At 44.0% G+C, this 15,774-nt stretch carries 12 protein-coding genes and 1 pseudogene; 6 read left to right on the top strand and 7 right to left on the bottom strand.

All coding sequences use genetic code 11. The features are described 5' to 3' along the window. Positions 1-7: 7 nt before the first annotated feature. The 3 genes from IQ274_RS06180 to atpD all read right to left on the bottom strand — a co-directional run bounded on the left by IQ274_RS06180 (position 8) and on the right by atpD (position 4,260). Positions 8-2,113 (bottom strand): SPFH domain-containing protein, encoded by a 2,106-nt coding sequence (locus IQ274_RS06180; protein WP_194141705.1) that lies wholly within the window; start codon positions 2,111-2,113, stop codon positions 8-10. 153 nt (positions 2,114-2,266) lie between these two features. Further along, on the bottom strand, positions 2,267-2,680 hold the full coding sequence (atpC, locus tag IQ274_RS06175) for an ATP synthase F1 subunit epsilon (RefSeq protein ID WP_163936387.1): 414 nt from the start codon (positions 2,678-2,680) through the stop codon (positions 2,267-2,269). 131 nt (positions 2,681-2,811) lie between these two features. Next, entirely contained in the window at positions 2,812-4,260 is a 1,449-nt protein-coding gene (gene atpD / locus IQ274_RS06170) for a F0F1 ATP synthase subunit beta (protein ID WP_114081954.1), read from the bottom strand. A 472-nt stretch (positions 4,261-4,732) separates the two neighbouring features. On the opposite strand from atpD, the gene IQ274_RS06165 reads away from it, so the two are divergent. After that, positions 4,733-5,554 (top strand): SirB1 family protein, encoded by an 822-nt coding sequence (locus IQ274_RS06165; protein ID WP_194141704.1) that lies wholly within the window; start codon positions 4,733-4,735, stop codon positions 5,552-5,554. 160 nt (positions 5,555-5,714) lie between these two features. On the opposite strand, the gene IQ274_RS06160 is transcribed toward IQ274_RS06165, so the two are convergent. Further along, positions 5,715-6,155 (bottom strand): SRPBCC family protein, encoded by a 441-nt coding sequence (locus tag IQ274_RS06160; RefSeq protein WP_194141703.1) that lies wholly within the window; start codon positions 6,153-6,155, stop codon positions 5,715-5,717. 199 nt (positions 6,156-6,354) lie between these two features. Here IQ274_RS06160 and IQ274_RS06155 point away from each other — a divergent pair, with 199 nt between their 5' ends. After that, entirely contained in the window at positions 6,355-8,007 is a 1,653-nt protein-coding gene (locus tag IQ274_RS06155) for a mechanosensitive ion channel (protein ID WP_194141702.1), read from the top strand. Positions 8,008-8,146: 139 nt separating this feature from the next. Then, positions 8,147-8,263: pseudogene (locus IQ274_RS36320) on the top strand (reverse transcriptase); the annotation flags it as partial. Between the two features lie 123 nt (positions 8,264-8,386). Here the strand turns inward: IQ274_RS36320 and IQ274_RS06150 are convergent. After that, the gene (locus IQ274_RS06150; RefSeq protein WP_194141701.1) at positions 8,387-9,502 is read right to left on the bottom strand and encodes a CobW family GTP-binding protein; all 1,116 of its coding nucleotides are present in this window, start codon (positions 9,500-9,502) and stop codon (positions 8,387-8,389) included. A 137-nt stretch (positions 9,503-9,639) separates the two neighbouring features. Here IQ274_RS06150 and cysS point away from each other — a divergent pair, with 137 nt between their 5' ends. The 3 genes from cysS to IQ274_RS06135 all read left to right on the top strand — a co-directional run bounded on the left by cysS (position 9,640) and on the right by IQ274_RS06135 (position 14,265). After that, entirely contained in the window at positions 9,640-11,133 is a 1,494-nt protein-coding gene (gene cysS, locus IQ274_RS06145; protein WP_194141700.1) for a cysteine--tRNA ligase, read from the top strand. Between the two features lie 110 nt (positions 11,134-11,243). Continuing rightward, a complete protein-coding gene (locus tag IQ274_RS06140) occupies positions 11,244-12,683 on the top strand; it encodes a TldD/PmbA family protein (RefSeq protein ID WP_163931510.1) in 1,440 nt (479 codons plus the stop codon). Positions 12,684-12,918: 235 nt separating this feature from the next. Then, a complete protein-coding gene (locus tag IQ274_RS06135) occupies positions 12,919-14,265 on the top strand; it encodes a TldD/PmbA family protein (RefSeq protein ID WP_163931507.1) in 1,347 nt (448 codons plus the stop codon). Positions 14,266-14,404: 139 nt separating this feature from the next. On the opposite strand, the gene IQ274_RS06130 is transcribed toward IQ274_RS06135, so the two are convergent. Continuing rightward, positions 14,405-15,073, bottom strand: coding sequence for a DivIVA domain-containing protein (locus IQ274_RS06130; RefSeq protein WP_163931504.1), 669 nt, complete (start codon positions 15,071-15,073; stop codon positions 14,405-14,407). Beyond that, entirely contained in the window at positions 14,983-15,534 is a 552-nt protein-coding gene (gene coaD, locus IQ274_RS06125) for a pantetheine-phosphate adenylyltransferase (RefSeq protein ID WP_114081944.1), read from the bottom strand. Before coaD ends, IQ274_RS06130 begins: the two co-directional genes overlap by 91 nt. Positions 15,535-15,774: the final 240 nt, after the last annotated feature.

The following is a 15,774-nucleotide window of genomic DNA, read 5'->3' as shown; positions in this document are numbered from 1 at the left end:
CCGGATATTACTTATCTACTGGAAAATTCACAACTATCGGTGGAAGACCGTTTTCGGTGGTTGGTTGTGTTTGGGTAACTACTGGTTGCGGATGCAAAGGTGTTGGTTTCAATTCACCTTTACCAGTTTGATTCCATAAAATCATGGATAGTAGCCCATCCACTAAGCCGTTATTGCTGCCATTACTACCAACTAAGACATCTGGAATCAAGCGGACATGGCGATCGCCTATAATCTGCATGAGTTGCATTGCTGTATAACCTTGGGAACCCAAAGCTTCCACACCAGCGCGATAAGTTTCAGCTTTGGCGTTACCTGTGGCCCGAATACCTTCAGCCTCAGCAATTGCCCGGAGTTTTGTACCTTCGGCTTCACCGTTCGCCTGTTTAATTTGGGCTTGGGCTTTTAAGTCAGCAATATGTACACTCTGCTCTGATTTCACCATTTCTTGCTGAATATCAGCCAGCGCTGTTTCCCGGACAAGCTGCTGCCGTTGGGTTTGTGCCATCTGCTGGACTTCATAAGTCTTGCGTTCTTCTTCGGCAATTTTCCGGTCTGTCTGTGTCTGCATTAATGAAGCTGGTGGCAGAATATCACCAATCAGGGTGTCGATCGCTTGCACGTCATAAGCCCGTAATGCTGTTTTAATATACTCAGCAGCCTCAGATTGTCGTTCGCTCCGAGCGGTGAGAAAGTCTAGTACAGTATAGTCTTGGGCTGAGTTGCGGAAATAATTGCCGATAGTTGGTTCTAATACATGGTCTACCAAATTTTGCATTGCACCAACGCGGGAAATTACCTTCGGAGCATCTAAAGCACCGACATGGATAATTTGTGCTACTTCCAAATCAAAAGCAAACCCATCACGCGATCGCACTGTCAAAGAAGCTAGTTGAGCATCATAGCTGTGGCGTTCGGTGCGATCTGACCAATTTAATACAATGTTGGTCGTTGGCACCAGTTCCATCTTCATGATCCGGGAATTAATCGGATGTTTGCCAGGATACAGCGGTTCAACCCACACGCCCTTATGTCCAGGATTCACCAAATTACCGTGGGTGAAGGCTGCACCACTGACATCTTGATGTGCCTTACCCACGAAAGAAATTACTACACCCACATACCCAATGGGAATTTCGGTCATCGGAACTTGTTCAACCTGGACAAACCAAGGATTCAAGTTCCAAGAGCCAGAAAGCAAAGTCTGTTCTTGTAAGCCTCGCCGCCCACCCCCATTAATAAATTTCTGACCATTTTGGAAGTTGTCGTGTCCGTCAATTATGGGGCCTGCGAGTTCACCGGCAGAAATTGGCACACCATCTAAGGTAGTGACGATGCCAACTTTGTCAGATGCCAGACTGTACACCCGCAACTGTTCTGGAGCCATGCCATGAGCGCTGGCATTTGATGCCATGATGACTTTAAACAGAGCAGTGTTAATCCTGTATGTACCTGCGGTGAGAAAACCCATTTGCCGCCCTTTTTCACCACCTTCGGTGAGGAATTTTCGAGCATCTTGGAAGTTGTCACAACCCACGATTTTCCCCAAAATCCGCTCTGGTGGGTTGGATGCGCCATCTGCTGCCACAATCAAAGCGATTTCCCCTTGGGGGACGACAATTACCGATTCTTTCTTTACAGAATATTGCCAAGGCCAATAGCCCCAATGCCAACCAGGAGCTAAAGTATCTGCCTGCAAGCCAGCTTCGCCGTTGAGGGCAATCAAACTGCCGGCGGGGAGTCCACGCCCAGAAAGGGTAAATTTCCTCACTACAATACCGACTTCACGTTCGCCAATGACTACAAGTCCCCCAAAGAATAGGGGGACGAATATGACGAAACCGCCGACAAGTAGGATGGGAACTAGTACAACAGGATCAATTCCAGCAGTTTGATATTGAGTCCTGCTGATTGGTAACTGAGCAATATTTGGTGTAGTCTGATTTCGCTGGACTAATGCCGAAGTTATTTCTTTTGCAGTAGTTGTTTTAACAGAATTAGCATTGGCAGAATGAATACCACCAGCGAGCGCTAACGTTGCTACGATAGAGGCCGCAAAACGAGCTACCTTATTTTGTTTACGAGTACCAAGCAAAGATGAAAAGCTTTTCATAATTTGTGCCCATTTGGGCAACTAATTAGCTAAATTAACACTTCACCAAGGCTTGCCTCGATTTCTTAAACTTGACGTAATTGTTTGAAAAATTAATAAATAATTTGTAGGTTGGACATTGCCCAACCTACAAAGTTGAAATAGAAAATTAAATTAGACCAAACCGCCAGCAGCTTGAAACCGAGCGCGGGCGCGTTTGAAAGCTTGATTTGCCTTGATTTGGGCTTGGCGATCGTCTGCTGAAACTTGAGTGAGTCCCGCTTCTGCTTGGTTGTAAGCAGCACGAGCTTCTTCAAGGTTAATTTTGTCGCCACGTTCAGCGCCGTTAACCAGAATTGTCACTTCATTTTCTTCGACTTCGGCAAAGCCACCCAAAAGAGCGATCGCTTCCCAATTCTGATTTTTCGCGGCACGGACTCGCATTACACCAGTATCCAGGGCGGTTAAAAGTGGTGCGTGTCCGGTGAGGATACCTAGTTGACCAGTTGTGCTAGGCAAAACTACTTCTTCAGCTGGAGCATCCCAGACTGTTTTATCTGGAGAAATTACCCGAACGGTTAATGTCATTTGTCTTTTGTCCTTTGTCCTTCGTCCTTCGTCCTTTGTCATTTATGTCTTTCGTAATTGCCATTAGTCATTAGCAGTTGAACTAATGACTAACGACTAATGACTAATGACTAATGACCAATGACTAATGACTAACCTTTGATTTTTTCAGCTTTAGCGATCGCTTCGTTGATATCGCCAACCAAGTAGAAAGCCTGTTCTGGCAGAGCATCCAACTCACCAGACAGAATTTTTTGGAAGCCTTTGATGGTATCTTCCAACTTCACATACTTACCAGGAGAACCGGTAAATACTTCTGCTACAAAGAATGGCTGAGACAAGAAGCGCTCAACTTTCCGCGCCCGTGCCACGATTAGACGGTCTTCTTCTGACAATTCATCTAAACCGAGAATGGCGATAATGTCTTGGAGTTCTTTGTAACGTTGCAGAGTTGATTGCACCGCCCGCGCAGTATTGTAGTGTTCTTCACCGACAATGTTTGGTTGGAGCATGGTGGAAGTTGAACCAAGGGGGTCAACTGCGGGATAAATTCCCTTAGCAGCCAAACCGCGAGACAGTACTGTGGTTCCGTCCAAGTGGGCGAAGGTGGTAGCAGGTGCGGGGTCAGTGAGGTCATCCGCAGGTACGTATACTGCTTGAATCGAGGTAATGGAACCCTCTGTAGTCGAGGTAATCCGCTCTTGCAGTTCACCTACGTCGGTTCCCAATGTGGGCTGATATCCTACCGCAGAAGGCATCCGACCCAATAGCGCGGATACTTCCGAACCTGCTTGTACAAACCGGAAGATATTATCAATAAACAGCAGCACGTCCTGCTTGTTCACATCCCGGAAGTACTCTGCTACTGTCAATCCCGAAAGACCAACCCGCATTCTAGCTCCGGGTGGTTCGTTCATTTGACCGTAGACGAGAGCAATTTTTGATTCGTTGAGGTTCTCGTTATTGATAACCCCAGACTCAATCATTTCATTGTAGAGGTCATTACCTTCACGGGTGCGCTCACCCACGCCAGCAAATACGGATACTCCACCATGCTGGGTAGCGATGTTGTTAATCAACTCCATCATGATTACGGTCTTACCAACACCAGCACCGCCGAATAGACCAATCTTACCGCCGCGTCGATAGGGAGTCAGAAGGTCAACAACTTTAATCCCAGTCTCAAACACCGAAGGTTTGGTTTCTAGGTCGGTGAATTTGGGAGCAGAGCGGTGGATGGGTAAACTTGCCTCAGCATTTACTGGGCCCCTGTTATCCACAGGTTCGCCAAGGACGTTGAAAATCCGGCCCAAAGTGGCTTTACCAACTGGCACGGTAATGGGAGCGCCTGTATCGCTGACTTCAAAACCGCGCACTAAGCCTTCGGTGGAACTCATCGCAACAGTCCGCACCTGGTTGTCGCCCAGCAGTTGCTGTACTTCAACGGTGATGTTGATTTCCTGCCCAGCTTCGTTGGTGCCTTTGATTTTCAAAGCGTTGTAGATTTGTGGCAATTTCCCGCCGGGAAATTTAACGTCTACAACTGGGCCAATGATTTGGGTAATGTAGCCAATGTTTGTTTTTTCTGCGGTTGTGACCATGCTGCGCCTAATGAGTGAAGCTATATTTCAGATAAGGTCGGAGAAGACATAAAATTAAGCAATGTCACCTTTCAGATTAGCACTGAACGACCCTACTCTACGCCATAAATTGATCCTTAAGACTGGGGCTTGGGGATCAAAATTAAGGTAAGTTTTTGCATGGGGACTGGAGAAGACTCAAAATTAAAACTGGAGTGTCAAGATTGTGCAGACGCGGCAGTGTTAAAAGTGAGTTAGTTAGAAATTTATGCTTTAGCTGGGGCTTTGGGTTGTTATTTGCACTTTCAGACAGAATCTATACTGAGAACGCTGACAGCTAGAAGCCTAGCGTAGAACTTACATTTCCAAATCTTCTGAATATCCTTAATATAAAAAATAGTTACAGAAAAATGTTTTCAGTTTAGCCAAGGCACAATGCTTAGGTTAGGCGTAGGTGTAGCTTCATCCTCATACTTCCACCGGGCAACAGGTTATGAATTTCTCGTCAGCGCGACAATATTTTTACCAAGAGATTCAGCAGGCTGACGAGCATATTGACCTAGCAAAGGCAGCTTTGTATATTGCCCAAGAAGAATATCCCAAACTAGATCCAGAGGAATATCTCAACGCCCTTGATACAATGGCATGGGAGCTTCAAGAACGCCTACCAGACTCACGATATCCTTTGCGGATAGTTCAAAGTATTAATCAGTACCTATACGATGATTTAAAGTTTTCTGGTAATAAGATTGACTATTACGACCCGCGTAACAGTTTTTTCAATGATGTAATTGACCGCCGACTAGGAATTCCTATTACCTTAGCGTTAGTTTACCTAGAGGTTGCCAGACGGATTGATTTCCCGATGGTGGGTGTGGGAATGCCAGGGCATTTCTTGATCCGCCCAGATGTTCCAGATATAGAAATTTTTGTGGATGCCTTTAATGGCGGTGAAATAATATTTGCTCAAGATTGCGAGGAACGGCTGTCTCAAATTTATCAGCAACCTGTGACGCTACAACCAGAATTTTTAGCCGTGGTCAGTAATCGGCAATTTTTGGCACGGATGCTGACAAATATAAAATTTATTTACCTCAAACAACAAGAGTTAGAAAAAACGCTGGCAGCAATTGAACGAATTTTGTTGCTGTTTCCTAATGTAACTTTAGAATTGCGCGATCGCGGCTTAATCTCCTATCAACTTGGTAACTACCCCCAAGCCGTAGACGATTTACAAAATTATTTAGCAAAAGTTCCTGATGCCCAGGATGCATCAGTAATTCGGCGGCTACTTACGGAATTGGGGAGGGATTAGGGAAGAGGGCAGGGGAGCAGGGGAGCAGGGGAGCAGGGGAGGCAGGAAGACAAGGGGGGCAAGGGGGAATTATTGAACAAGTCTCTCTCTTGTCTCCCCTCTCTCCACTCTCTTCCTTGTTTCCCTTGTCTCTTCTTCATGTTCAATGCCCAATGCCCAATTACGAATTTTCTGCGACTCGTTTCAGGCGGCGGAGTTGGGCTTGCATATCTTCTTTTGTCCAAGATGCGGCAAAGGTATTGAAACCCCAACTCACTAAGGGGTTAGGAATATCGAACTCAAAACGGTTTAGTAGGAGCGTTCCATTTTCTGTGGGTTGACATTCCCAGCGATCGCGCCCTTGAAAAAATCCCTGAAATTCCCAGACTACCAAACCCGGTTGTCGTTCCACAACTACGCTATTCAACGTAGGTTTCAGTAGAGGAATTTGAATGATAAAACGGCTTTTACTGCCGACATCAGTACTCCAAGATTCACCCACAGGTTCGCAACGGAGGACAGGGTTGAGCCAGCGTTGCATGAGAGCTAAATCGCTAATACAGCGCTCTACCACCGTCGCTGTAGCATTAATTTGAATCGATTGTTCTAAAACTTGAGGCATTCCACATCTTCGATGCTGTTGCTGCAATTAGAGTAACGCAAAACTCAGCACTGACAGTAAATTAAATCAAATATTAGTAACAAAGTCAAAAATTACTCTTGATATCAATGCCATAGATGTATGTTTTTACTGGTAAATTGATAGGCAAAACACTTACTCAGTGTTTGCGGCGAATACTTAAGCTTAATTCCCGAAAACCATGAATACAACTTGGCAAGGAATAACCCAGGTGATAGAAGTTGTTTTGCCCATGAGGGTGCAGCAATTTTTGGCACAATCCCCCAGTCTGCAACCGACGCAACCAGCAGTGAATCAAGGAATCGCTGATGTACAAGGTATTATTCAACAGATAATTCTGTTTACGCCCCGTCTCCTGGGGGCAGTAGCAATTTTGTTAGTAGGTTGGCTAATTGCAGCGATCGCAGCAGCCGTAACGCAAGGAATCCTCAAGCGCACAAATATCGATAACCGCATTGCCACAGGGATAACAGGTCGTCAAGATGTTCCCCAGGTGGAGAAATTAATCTCCACCTTAGTCTTTTGGAGCATTATTCTATTGACGGCGGTAGCTGTTTTACAGACATTGGATCTGGAGGTAGCCTCTCGACCCCTCAATAATTTTCTCAATCAACTTATTGGCTTTTTGCCAAATTTGGTTGGTGCGGGAATCCTTTTGGCAACCGCCTGGTTTTTGGCGACCATTGTCAAGATTATCACTGTGCGCTCATTACAGGCATTTAATCTGGATGAGCGTTTGAATCCAGAACCAGAAGACAGCGCACCCAGCCTAAATCAGTTGTCTCTAAGTGAGACGATTGCTAATGCTCTGTATTGGTTTATATTTTTACTGTTTCTTGCCCCAGTTTTAGATAGTCTTGGACTAAGGCAGGCTTTACAACCAGTACAAGCTCTCATTACAGAAGTTCTGCTAATTCTACCGAACATTTTAGCGGCGATCTTAATTGCTGTAGTTGGTTGGTTCATCGCTAATGTAGTCCGGCGGATTGTGACGAACTTGTTGGCGACAACTGGTATTGACCATTTAGGTAGCCGGTTGGGATTATCTGCAAGTGCGGGGGTGCAACCTCTATCGAATATTATCGGCACAATTGTCTATGTTTTGATTTTGATTCCTGTAGCGATCGCAGCGCTTAATGCCTTGCGAATTGATGCGATATCTGTCCCGGCGATCGCCATGCTACAACAGGTTCTCAACGCTCTCCCTGCCATCTTTACAGCCGTGGCAATTTTAATTGTTGCCTATTTTGTGGGGCGGTTTGTGGCGGATTTAGTTACAAGTATCCTCACCAATTTAGGCTTTAACAACATTTTCACTATTTTGGGTCTGACTACACCCACTAGACGCATCGAAATTTCAACTGAACCAACAACTGCCCATATCCCAAACCGCACTCCATCGGAAATTGCAGGTATTGTTGCCTTAGTGGGTATCATGCTGTTTGCAACGGTGGCGGCGGTGAATATCTTGAATATTCCAGCCCTGACAGCATTAGTGTCTGGTATTGTGATTATATTTGGGCGAATTTTGGCGGGATTGGTAATATTTGCCATTGGCTTATTCCTAGCAAATCTAGCTTTTAACATCATTACCAGTTCCGGCGAACGTCAGGCAGAGATTTTGGGACAAGTAGCGCGAATTGCCATTATTGCCTTAGTCTCTGCAATGGCATTGCAACAGATTGGAGTTGCCAGTGATATTGTGAATTTAGCCTTTGGACTTTTACTCGGTGCGATCGCAGTTGCTATTGCCCTAGCCTTTGGTCTTGGAGGGCGCGATATTGCCCGCGAACAAGTTCAAGAATGGCTAAACTCTTTCAAAGGTAGAAACTAAAAGTTGATGAAGGCGCAATTTCATCTGTATATAGCAATCCTAAATCATTCGTGAGAATTTGAAATTGTTGCTACCCTTCTTAGTCCCCCCAAGACATCGGGGGGACGGCATTAGCTGGGGGGAAAATTTTTTACAACTTTGGCAAGCAATCGCAAAATCTGCTTTAGAACCAGCACATAAAGCAACATTTCATGCTAGAAACTACGGTTTTAGACCAGGATGTTCGGCACATGATGCCCAGAAAATTCTGTTTAATATTACGACGGAGATTTAACTTACTGGAGCGAACGCAATAGTAAGTTAATAGATGGCGAAGTAATTGGGAATTCCTTCCCAGGTTACACCTGGGAATGAGTAGTAAACTTTTAACTCCTAACTTTTATTTCCCAAACCCTTTACCGCGAGAGGTTGAAGGTAGACAAATACAGTTTTCGAGTTGACTAATTAAAGCCTCACGATCCAAATTTTGACCAATCAGCACTAGTTGGTTTTTCAATTGACCTTGCCATTCATCATCATCCAAGGTGAAGCGTTTACCGCAAAGGTGGAAAATATGACGCTTCGGACTTTCATCAAACCACATAATCCCCTTGGCTCGGAAGATATTTGAGGGTAGCTGATTATCTAAGAAATACTGAAACTTCCTAATAGAAAAAGGCTTGTCACTTTGGAAAGAGATGGAAGTAAAACCATCATTTTCTAAATGGTCAGAATGATGATGATCGTGGTGATCGTGGTCATGGTCGTGATGATCGTGACCGCATGTTGAGTGGTCATGATCGTCATGATGATCGTGATGTTCATGATCGTGATGATCGTGTTCATCAACCACTGTGTCAAAATATTTATCAGACTCAAATAGACCAACACTCAAAATTAAAGGAAGTGGCACTTGCGATCGCGTAGCGCGAATAATTCTTGCTCCTTCCTTAACTTCGTTAATTTTTGTTTCTAACTCGTTCAAAGTGGCTTCATCAACCAAATCAGCCTTGTTCAGCACAATAACATCACCATAGGCAATCTGGCTGTATGCTGCTTCCGAGTTAAATAAATCTAGGCTGTAATTCGCCGCGTCTACCACGGTAATAATCGAATCTAAGCGGGTTAAATCTCGTAATTCTGTGCCCAGAAATGTTAAAGCTACTGGTAGCGGATCTGCTAATCCAGTTGTTTCCACTACTAGATAATCTAGATTTTCTTGGCGTTCTAAAACTTTGTAAACTGCATCTACTAAATCATTATTAATAGTGCAGCAAATACAACCATTATTTAGCTCCACCATGTTCTCACCAGTGGAAACAATTAGCTCGTTGTCGATGCCAATTTCACCAAATTCATTCACAAGAACAGCGGTTTTTAAACCCTGTTGGTTGTTGAGGATATGATTGAGTAAAGTCGTCTTTCCGCTACCGAGGAATCCCGTAATAATTGTTACTGGCATTCCTTGTTTGGGCGTATCCATTGCCGAAGATTCGGGTGTAACTGCTGATTGCATAGCGCTGTTATCAAATAGTCAAAAAATAGTAATGTAGCGCAGATAGTCCAGAAAACACTAGCATAGGGATGCTGGACTGTCATCCCAGCTGCTTTACCCTATTATTACGTATCTCCTTATTTCAGCATTACTCTGTTATGACCCTAACACTCTACAATACCCTCACCCGTCGTCAAGAACCGTTTGAAACAGTCGAAACAGGCAAGATTAAGATGTATTACTGCGGCGTGACGGTGTACGACTACTGCCATTTGGGTCATGCTAGAGCTTGCATTGTTTGGGATGTAATCCGCCGATACCTCCAGTTTATCGGTTATGAAGTCCGATATATCCAAAATTTTACTGATATTGATGACAAGATTCTCAATCGAGCCCGTGTTGAAAATTCATCAATGGAAGCTGTGGCCGATCGCTTTATCAAAGCATATTTTGAGGATATGGCGCGGCTGGGAATCAAAGAAGCCGATGAATATCCCCGTGCTACCCACACGATGAACGGCATTCAACGGTTAATTCATGAGTTGGAAAATAAGGGTTTTGCTTACCCTGCTGACGGCGATGTGTATTATGCAGTCCGGCAGTTTGCTGAGTATGGCAAGCTTTCGGGACGCAGGTTAGAAGATATGCAAGCGGGGAAAAGCGATCGCGTCAACGTAGATGATCCAGAATATCAGAAAAAGAAAGACCCCTTTGATTTTGCTTTATGGAAAGCAGCAAAACCGGGAGAACCCGCTTGGGAATCACCTTGGGGCGCAGGTCGTCCGGGGTGGCATATAGAATGCTCGGCAATGGTACGCGATCGCTTGGGTGACACTATAGATATTCATGCTGGTGGTGCTGACTTAATTTTTCCCCACCACGAAAACGAAATTGCCCAATCTGAGGCTGTAACAGGAAAACCCCTAGCGCGTTACTGGTTGCATAACGGCATGGTGAAGGTAGATGGTGAAAAAATGTCCAAATCTTTGGGCAACTTTACCACTATTAGAGACTTACTGGATCGAGGAGTTGACCCGATGGCAGTACGGTTATTTGTGCTGACCGCTCAATATCGTACACCCATAGATTTTACCGACGAAGCGATCGCCGCAGCAACCAACGGTTGGCACACCATTAAGGAAGGTTTACTTTTCGGCTACCAATACGGCGAAAAACTAGGATGGGATTTAGGGACTGGGGACTGGGGACTAGGGACTGGGAATATCCCAATACCCAATACCCAATACCCAGTACCCAATCCCGATGTTGAGCGTTTTCAAGAAATTGTGAATAACGACTTTAATTTTCCTGGTGGGTTAACAGTACTCTTTGAATTAGCCAAAGAACTGCGCCGTGAGGGGCATATTCTTGTGCATGAAGGGAAAACCGAAACATCTTCAGATAAGTTAAAGCATCAATGGCAAACTCTTGTCACATTGGCTGGAGTTTTGGGTTTAGAAGCCGAGATAGAAGCAGAACCTGACAAGAAGAATGGTTTAAGCGATGGAGAAATTGAAGCGAAAATTCAGCAAAGGCAAGAAGCGCGTCAAAGCAAAAATTTTGCCGAAAGCGATCGCATTCGTGACGAACTCCAAGCAGAAGGTATTACGCTAATTGATAGCCGTGATGGCACGCGCTGGCATCGGAATTAGGAATTAGGGAGTAGGGAGTGGGGAGTAGGGGGGAAATTCCCCATTCCCCACTCCCCATTCCCCATTCCCCATTCCCCATTTCCCATTTCCCATTCCCCATTCCTTAAATTATGTGGTCTGAACTTAAAAAAGCGATCGCTAGTTTCGACATTCCTGCTGATTGGATCGGTATCAGAGCCGTAAAGGAGACTTCTACAAGCCGTTCAGTCCGTGACGGCTTACCCCAGGCAAATGGCAAATCCTTCACTGTTGGAGCCATGCTGGAAGTTTTGGTCAACGGCTGTCTGGGTTATGCAGCTACTAACTCTCTGGAACCGTCTTCCCTAGAAGCTGCTGCCCAAACAGCCTATAAACAGGCACTAGCAGCCAGTGAATGGTGGATACATCCCTTTCGTGAAAGTGAGCGCCCGAAAGTCGTTGGTGAATATAAATCTCCATTCCTTGAACCTTTTGATGCTTTGAGTCCTGGAGAAATCAACGATTTACTGGTTCGTATTTGCCAAACGCTGAAAGTTGACGACAAGATTGTGCAAACCATAGCCGGGGCTAGCACCATTGAGAGAGAGTCTTGGTTTGTTAGCAGTAATGGTTCAGAAGTTTATCAAAAAATTCTATCTATAGCTACTCATTACGGAGCCACCGCCCAAGATGGGTCAATTGTACAGCAGCGCAGCAACAACGGCTCCCAAGCAAACTGTTACCAAGGCGGACTCGAACTATTAAAACAAGAAAACTTATGGCATCGGGTGCGGCAAATTGGCGAACAAGCAGTAGAACTCTTGACAGCAGAAGAATGCCCAACTACCCGTACCAATTTAGTTTTAGCCCCAGATCAAATGATGCTGCAAATCCATGAAAGTGTCGGGCATCCCCTAGAAATTGACCGAATTTTGGGAGATGAGCGTAACTATGCTGGGGGCAGCTTCGTTAATAAAAGTGATTTTGGCAACCTAGTATATGGTTCGCCACTGATGAACATTACCTTTGACCCCACCGTGGCTGGTGAATTTGCTAGCTATGGCTTTGATGATACTGGTGCTGTAGCAACGCGGGAATATTTGGTCAAAGAAGGAGTACTTCAACGGGGTTTGGGCAGTCTAGAGAGTCAAGCTAGAGCAGGTGTATCAGGAGTAGCCTGTGCCCGTGCTTCTTCATGGAATCGACCAGCGATCGATCGCATGGGTAACTTAAATTTAGAGCCTCTGAACGCTAGCTTTGAAGACATTATTAGCGGCATAGAACACGGCGTTTACATGGAATCTAACCGATCTTGGTCAATTGACGATCGCCGTTACAAATTCCAATTTGGTTGCGAGTACGCTAAATTAATTGAAAATGGTAAACTCACTAAAACCCTCCGCAATCCTAACTATCGCGCTACAACACCAGAATTTTGGCATAGCTTAATCCAAGTAGGAAATGCTGAAAACTGGCAAATGTATGGTACTCCTTATTGCGGTAAAGGAGAACCAAATCAGGCCATTTGGGTAGGACATGGTTCCCCTGTTTGTGTATTTGCAAATGTCGAAGTTTTTGGTGGAGGAAGTTGAAAAAGTTAATAGTTAGGAGTGAATAGTTGGTACTTAAGTAGTTAGGCATAATTAAATATAAAATAAAATTCTAGTTCGTAGTGAGCGATTTATCGCTCAGAACAATTATGATGAGGACTAAATTCCTTACTACAAGCTTTAATTTATTTACGCCTAGCTACTTAGGAGTTTTGAGGTCAAAAACTCTTCAACTCCTAACTTTCCCCGGCTTATTCCCTATTAATATTTAATATCCATGAAAATTGAGGAATTATCTGCGTTAGAAGTCAGCTTTAATCGACTGGTTGAAACTCTGCTTATAAAAAAAGCAGAAAATGAACAATTCACCGTCAAACTCAGTAGTGAAAGAAGTCAATTCACTCGTTTCAATCATGCGAAAGTGCGACAAACTGGTTGTGTCGCTGATGGGTGGATCGAACTGACTCTGATGGCAGAGCAACGCAGTAGTGTTAGGCAGTTTCCCTTTACTGGAAATTGGGAGTTGGACTGGCAATTAGCATATTCTGCTTTGCAGGAATTACGCGACGAACTGATTCTATTACCCATCGATCCATATCTAGTTTTACCATCAGGAACTAATACCAGTCGTGAAGTACATTCTGGAAATTTATTGGCAGAAGAAGCAGTAGTATCAAGTGTATTAGAACAAGTTAATGAATTAGATTTTACTGGTATATATGCTGGAGGAATAGTAATTAAAGGTTATGGTGATTCCAGTGGTCAAAAACACTGGTTTGCTACTGATTCTTTTACCTTAGATTATTCTTTATTTTCCGCTTCTGGGCAAGCAGTTAAGGGAACATTTGCAGGAAGTGATTGGAATAAATCTGCTTATATAGCCAAAATTAGCGAAGCTAAAAAACAACTCGAATTGCTTGCTCGTCCATGTAAAGAACTGCCACGAGGACAATACAAAACTTATTTTGCACCTGCTGCTGTTGCAGATTTATTAGTCATGCTTTCTTGGGGAGCTATCAGCGAAGCTGATATCCAACAAGGAAATAGTGCTTTAGCTGCTTTATCGCGTCAAGAAAAACAGCTTTCGCCAGCATTTAGTTTGAAAGAAAACTTTCAGCGCGGATTAGTACCCCGATTTAATGAATTGGGAGAAATGGCAGCACCGGAGTTACCTGTAATAGAAAAAGGACGTTTGGTAAACACTCTGGTTAATTCTCGCACTGCTAAGGAATATCAAAAAACTGCCAATGGTGCTAATGGTTCAGAGACTCTCCGTGCACCAGAAATCAGTTCAGGAAATTTAGTATTTGAACAGATTCTTCCAAGATTGGATACAGGATTGTATCTATCAAATTTGCATTACTTAAATTGGAGCGATCGCCAAACTGGTAGAATCACAGGTATGACCCGTTATGCTTGTTTTTGGGTGGAAAACGGAGAAATTATTGCTCCCATTGAAAACCTACGTTTTGATGAAAGTCTCTATCGCTTCTGGGGAGAAAACCTAGTAGATTTGACCGATTTTCAAGAATTTATTCCCGAAGTAGGCACTTATGATAGTCGCCAACTAGGAGGTAGTTTAGTTCCCGGTATGCTGGTAGAAGATTTTACCTACACCCTATAATCAGGTATTAATTGCATTTTTGATGAATTTTAAACATAAATATCGCAATCATATTTGATTTGTGAGAATTGCAAAAATTGTTGGGTTAAGCAATAGCGAAACCCAACTTAGAATTTTTCCTCATCTCTTGTTAGAACCTCTATCTTTTTTTACCGGGAGGTGAATTGCGCTGCGTGAGGTTATCAATTTGCAATTGTTGTCGTCCGTTGGTGACAATTCGCAACATATCTTTGAGATCCTGTTCGATATTGCCCAAAATGCCATCAGCATATTGATCGGCACCATCTTCAATATCTTGAGCCTGAGCGATCGCAGTTTGTCGCATTTGCTCTAATTCTTGCTGACAAGCATACCGCTTGCGCTCAATCTCGGTGAGGGTTTCTTGCATTATTCCCTCACACTCTTGTTGCACTTGTCTCCGCAGTTGTTCAGCTTCTTGTTCAGCCTGTTGAATAATATCGCTTTCAGCTAAGATTTGCGCTCTTTTTGCTTGCGCGGCTTCAACAACCTGTTGTCCATACTCTTCCGCTTCTAACAGAATTTCATCCTTTTGCTCAAGGATGGCTGCTGCTTCTTGAAAAAGTGATGGTAAAGCAAGCCGGATGTAATCAAGCTGTTCCAGCAGCTTTTCTTCATCTATGAGAGTGCGTCCCGTCAGAGGAATCCTGAGACTAGAGAGAACTATTTCCTCTAGGCGGTTGAGTTCCTGCTGAATATCTATGCTTCCCTCTCCACCGACATATTCTTCAGGGGGGGGATTGCTTCCGTTGAGATTGGGTTCAACATTGGAGAGTTGTGATTGTAGCATTGGTATATATCTAGGGCAATGTGTGGGGGAACGAGATGATCGATAGAGCCGCCAAACCTTGCAATCTCTCTTACCACACTACTACTTAAAAAACTATACTCATTTGAGGTTGCTAGAAAAACTGTTTCTATTTGGGTAGAAAGAGTTTTATTGGTGTGAGCCATTTGCAGTTCCACTTCAAAATCTGACACAGCCCGTAAACCCCGAAGCAAAACTTGTGCGTGTCGCATTTGGGCATAGTTTACGGTAAGACCATCAAAACTGTCTACTTCTACATTAGGTAGATGTTGTGTAGAAAGACGGATCTGCTCTAACCGTTGCTGCACGCTAAAAAGTGGCGTTTTGTTTGGGTTCCGCAGTACAGCGACAATTACCCGCTCAAACAGGCGACTACCGCGCTGAATGAGGTCAAGGTGTCCCAGGGTGATGGGGTCGAAGCTACCAGGATAAATAGCAATCACAATTTTAGATATATCAAAGTTGTTTAGGTGATTATATCGAAACTCTTTTGTGTAACTTACTCAAATCTACCATCTTGTGCTCTGAGCAAGAATGCTAAACTCAATTGTTTTTGTGACACAAGTTATGCTCAACTAGGCGTTAGGAATTAGACTCCTAAATATGGATGCTGGATTTTAAGTGTAGTTTCAGTATTCGAAATGTAAAAAACTCCGTACTTAGCAAAGTGCGCGGGTAGTTAA

Source organism: Nostoc sp. LEGE 12447 (genome assembly GCF_015206985.1).
In the GTDB taxonomy this organism is placed as follows: domain Bacteria; phylum Cyanobacteriota; class Cyanobacteriia; order Cyanobacteriales; family Nostocaceae; genus Nostoc.
Note: the sequence above shows the minus strand (reverse complement) of the source record. Positions and strands in the feature narration are given on the sequence as shown.

Coding starts and splice junctions, on each gene's coding strand:
- atpD (WP_114081954.1), bottom strand. CDS start 4,260: ATGGTCACAACCGCAGAAAAAACAAACATTGGCTACATTACCCAAATC.
- IQ274_RS06180 (WP_194141705.1), bottom strand. CDS start 2,113: ATGAAAAGCTTTTCATCTTTGCTTGGTACTCGTAAACAAAATAAGGTA.
- IQ274_RS06160 (WP_194141703.1), bottom strand. CDS start 6,155: ATGCCTCAAGTTTTAGAACAATCGATTCAAATTAATGCTACAGCGACG.
- IQ274_RS06130 (WP_163931504.1), bottom strand. CDS start 15,073: ATGCTACAATCACAACTCTCCAATGTTGAACCCAATCTCAACGGAAGC.
- IQ274_RS06165 (WP_194141704.1), top strand. CDS start 4,733: ATGAATTTCTCGTCAGCGCGACAATATTTTTACCAAGAGATTCAGCAG.
- IQ274_RS06135 (WP_163931507.1), top strand. CDS start 12,919: ATGAAAATTGAGGAATTATCTGCGTTAGAAGTCAGCTTTAATCGACTG.
- IQ274_RS06150 (WP_194141701.1), bottom strand. CDS start 9,502: ATGCAATCAGCAGTTACACCCGAATCTTCGGCAATGGATACGCCCAAA.
- IQ274_RS06155 (WP_194141702.1), top strand. CDS start 6,355: ATGAATACAACTTGGCAAGGAATAACCCAGGTGATAGAAGTTGTTTTG.
- IQ274_RS06140 (WP_163931510.1), top strand. CDS start 11,244: ATGTGGTCTGAACTTAAAAAAGCGATCGCTAGTTTCGACATTCCTGCT.
- cysS (WP_194141700.1), top strand. CDS start 9,640: ATGACCCTAACACTCTACAATACCCTCACCCGTCGTCAAGAACCGTTT.
- atpC (WP_163936387.1), bottom strand. CDS start 2,680: ATGACATTAACCGTTCGGGTAATTTCTCCAGATAAAACAGTCTGGGAT.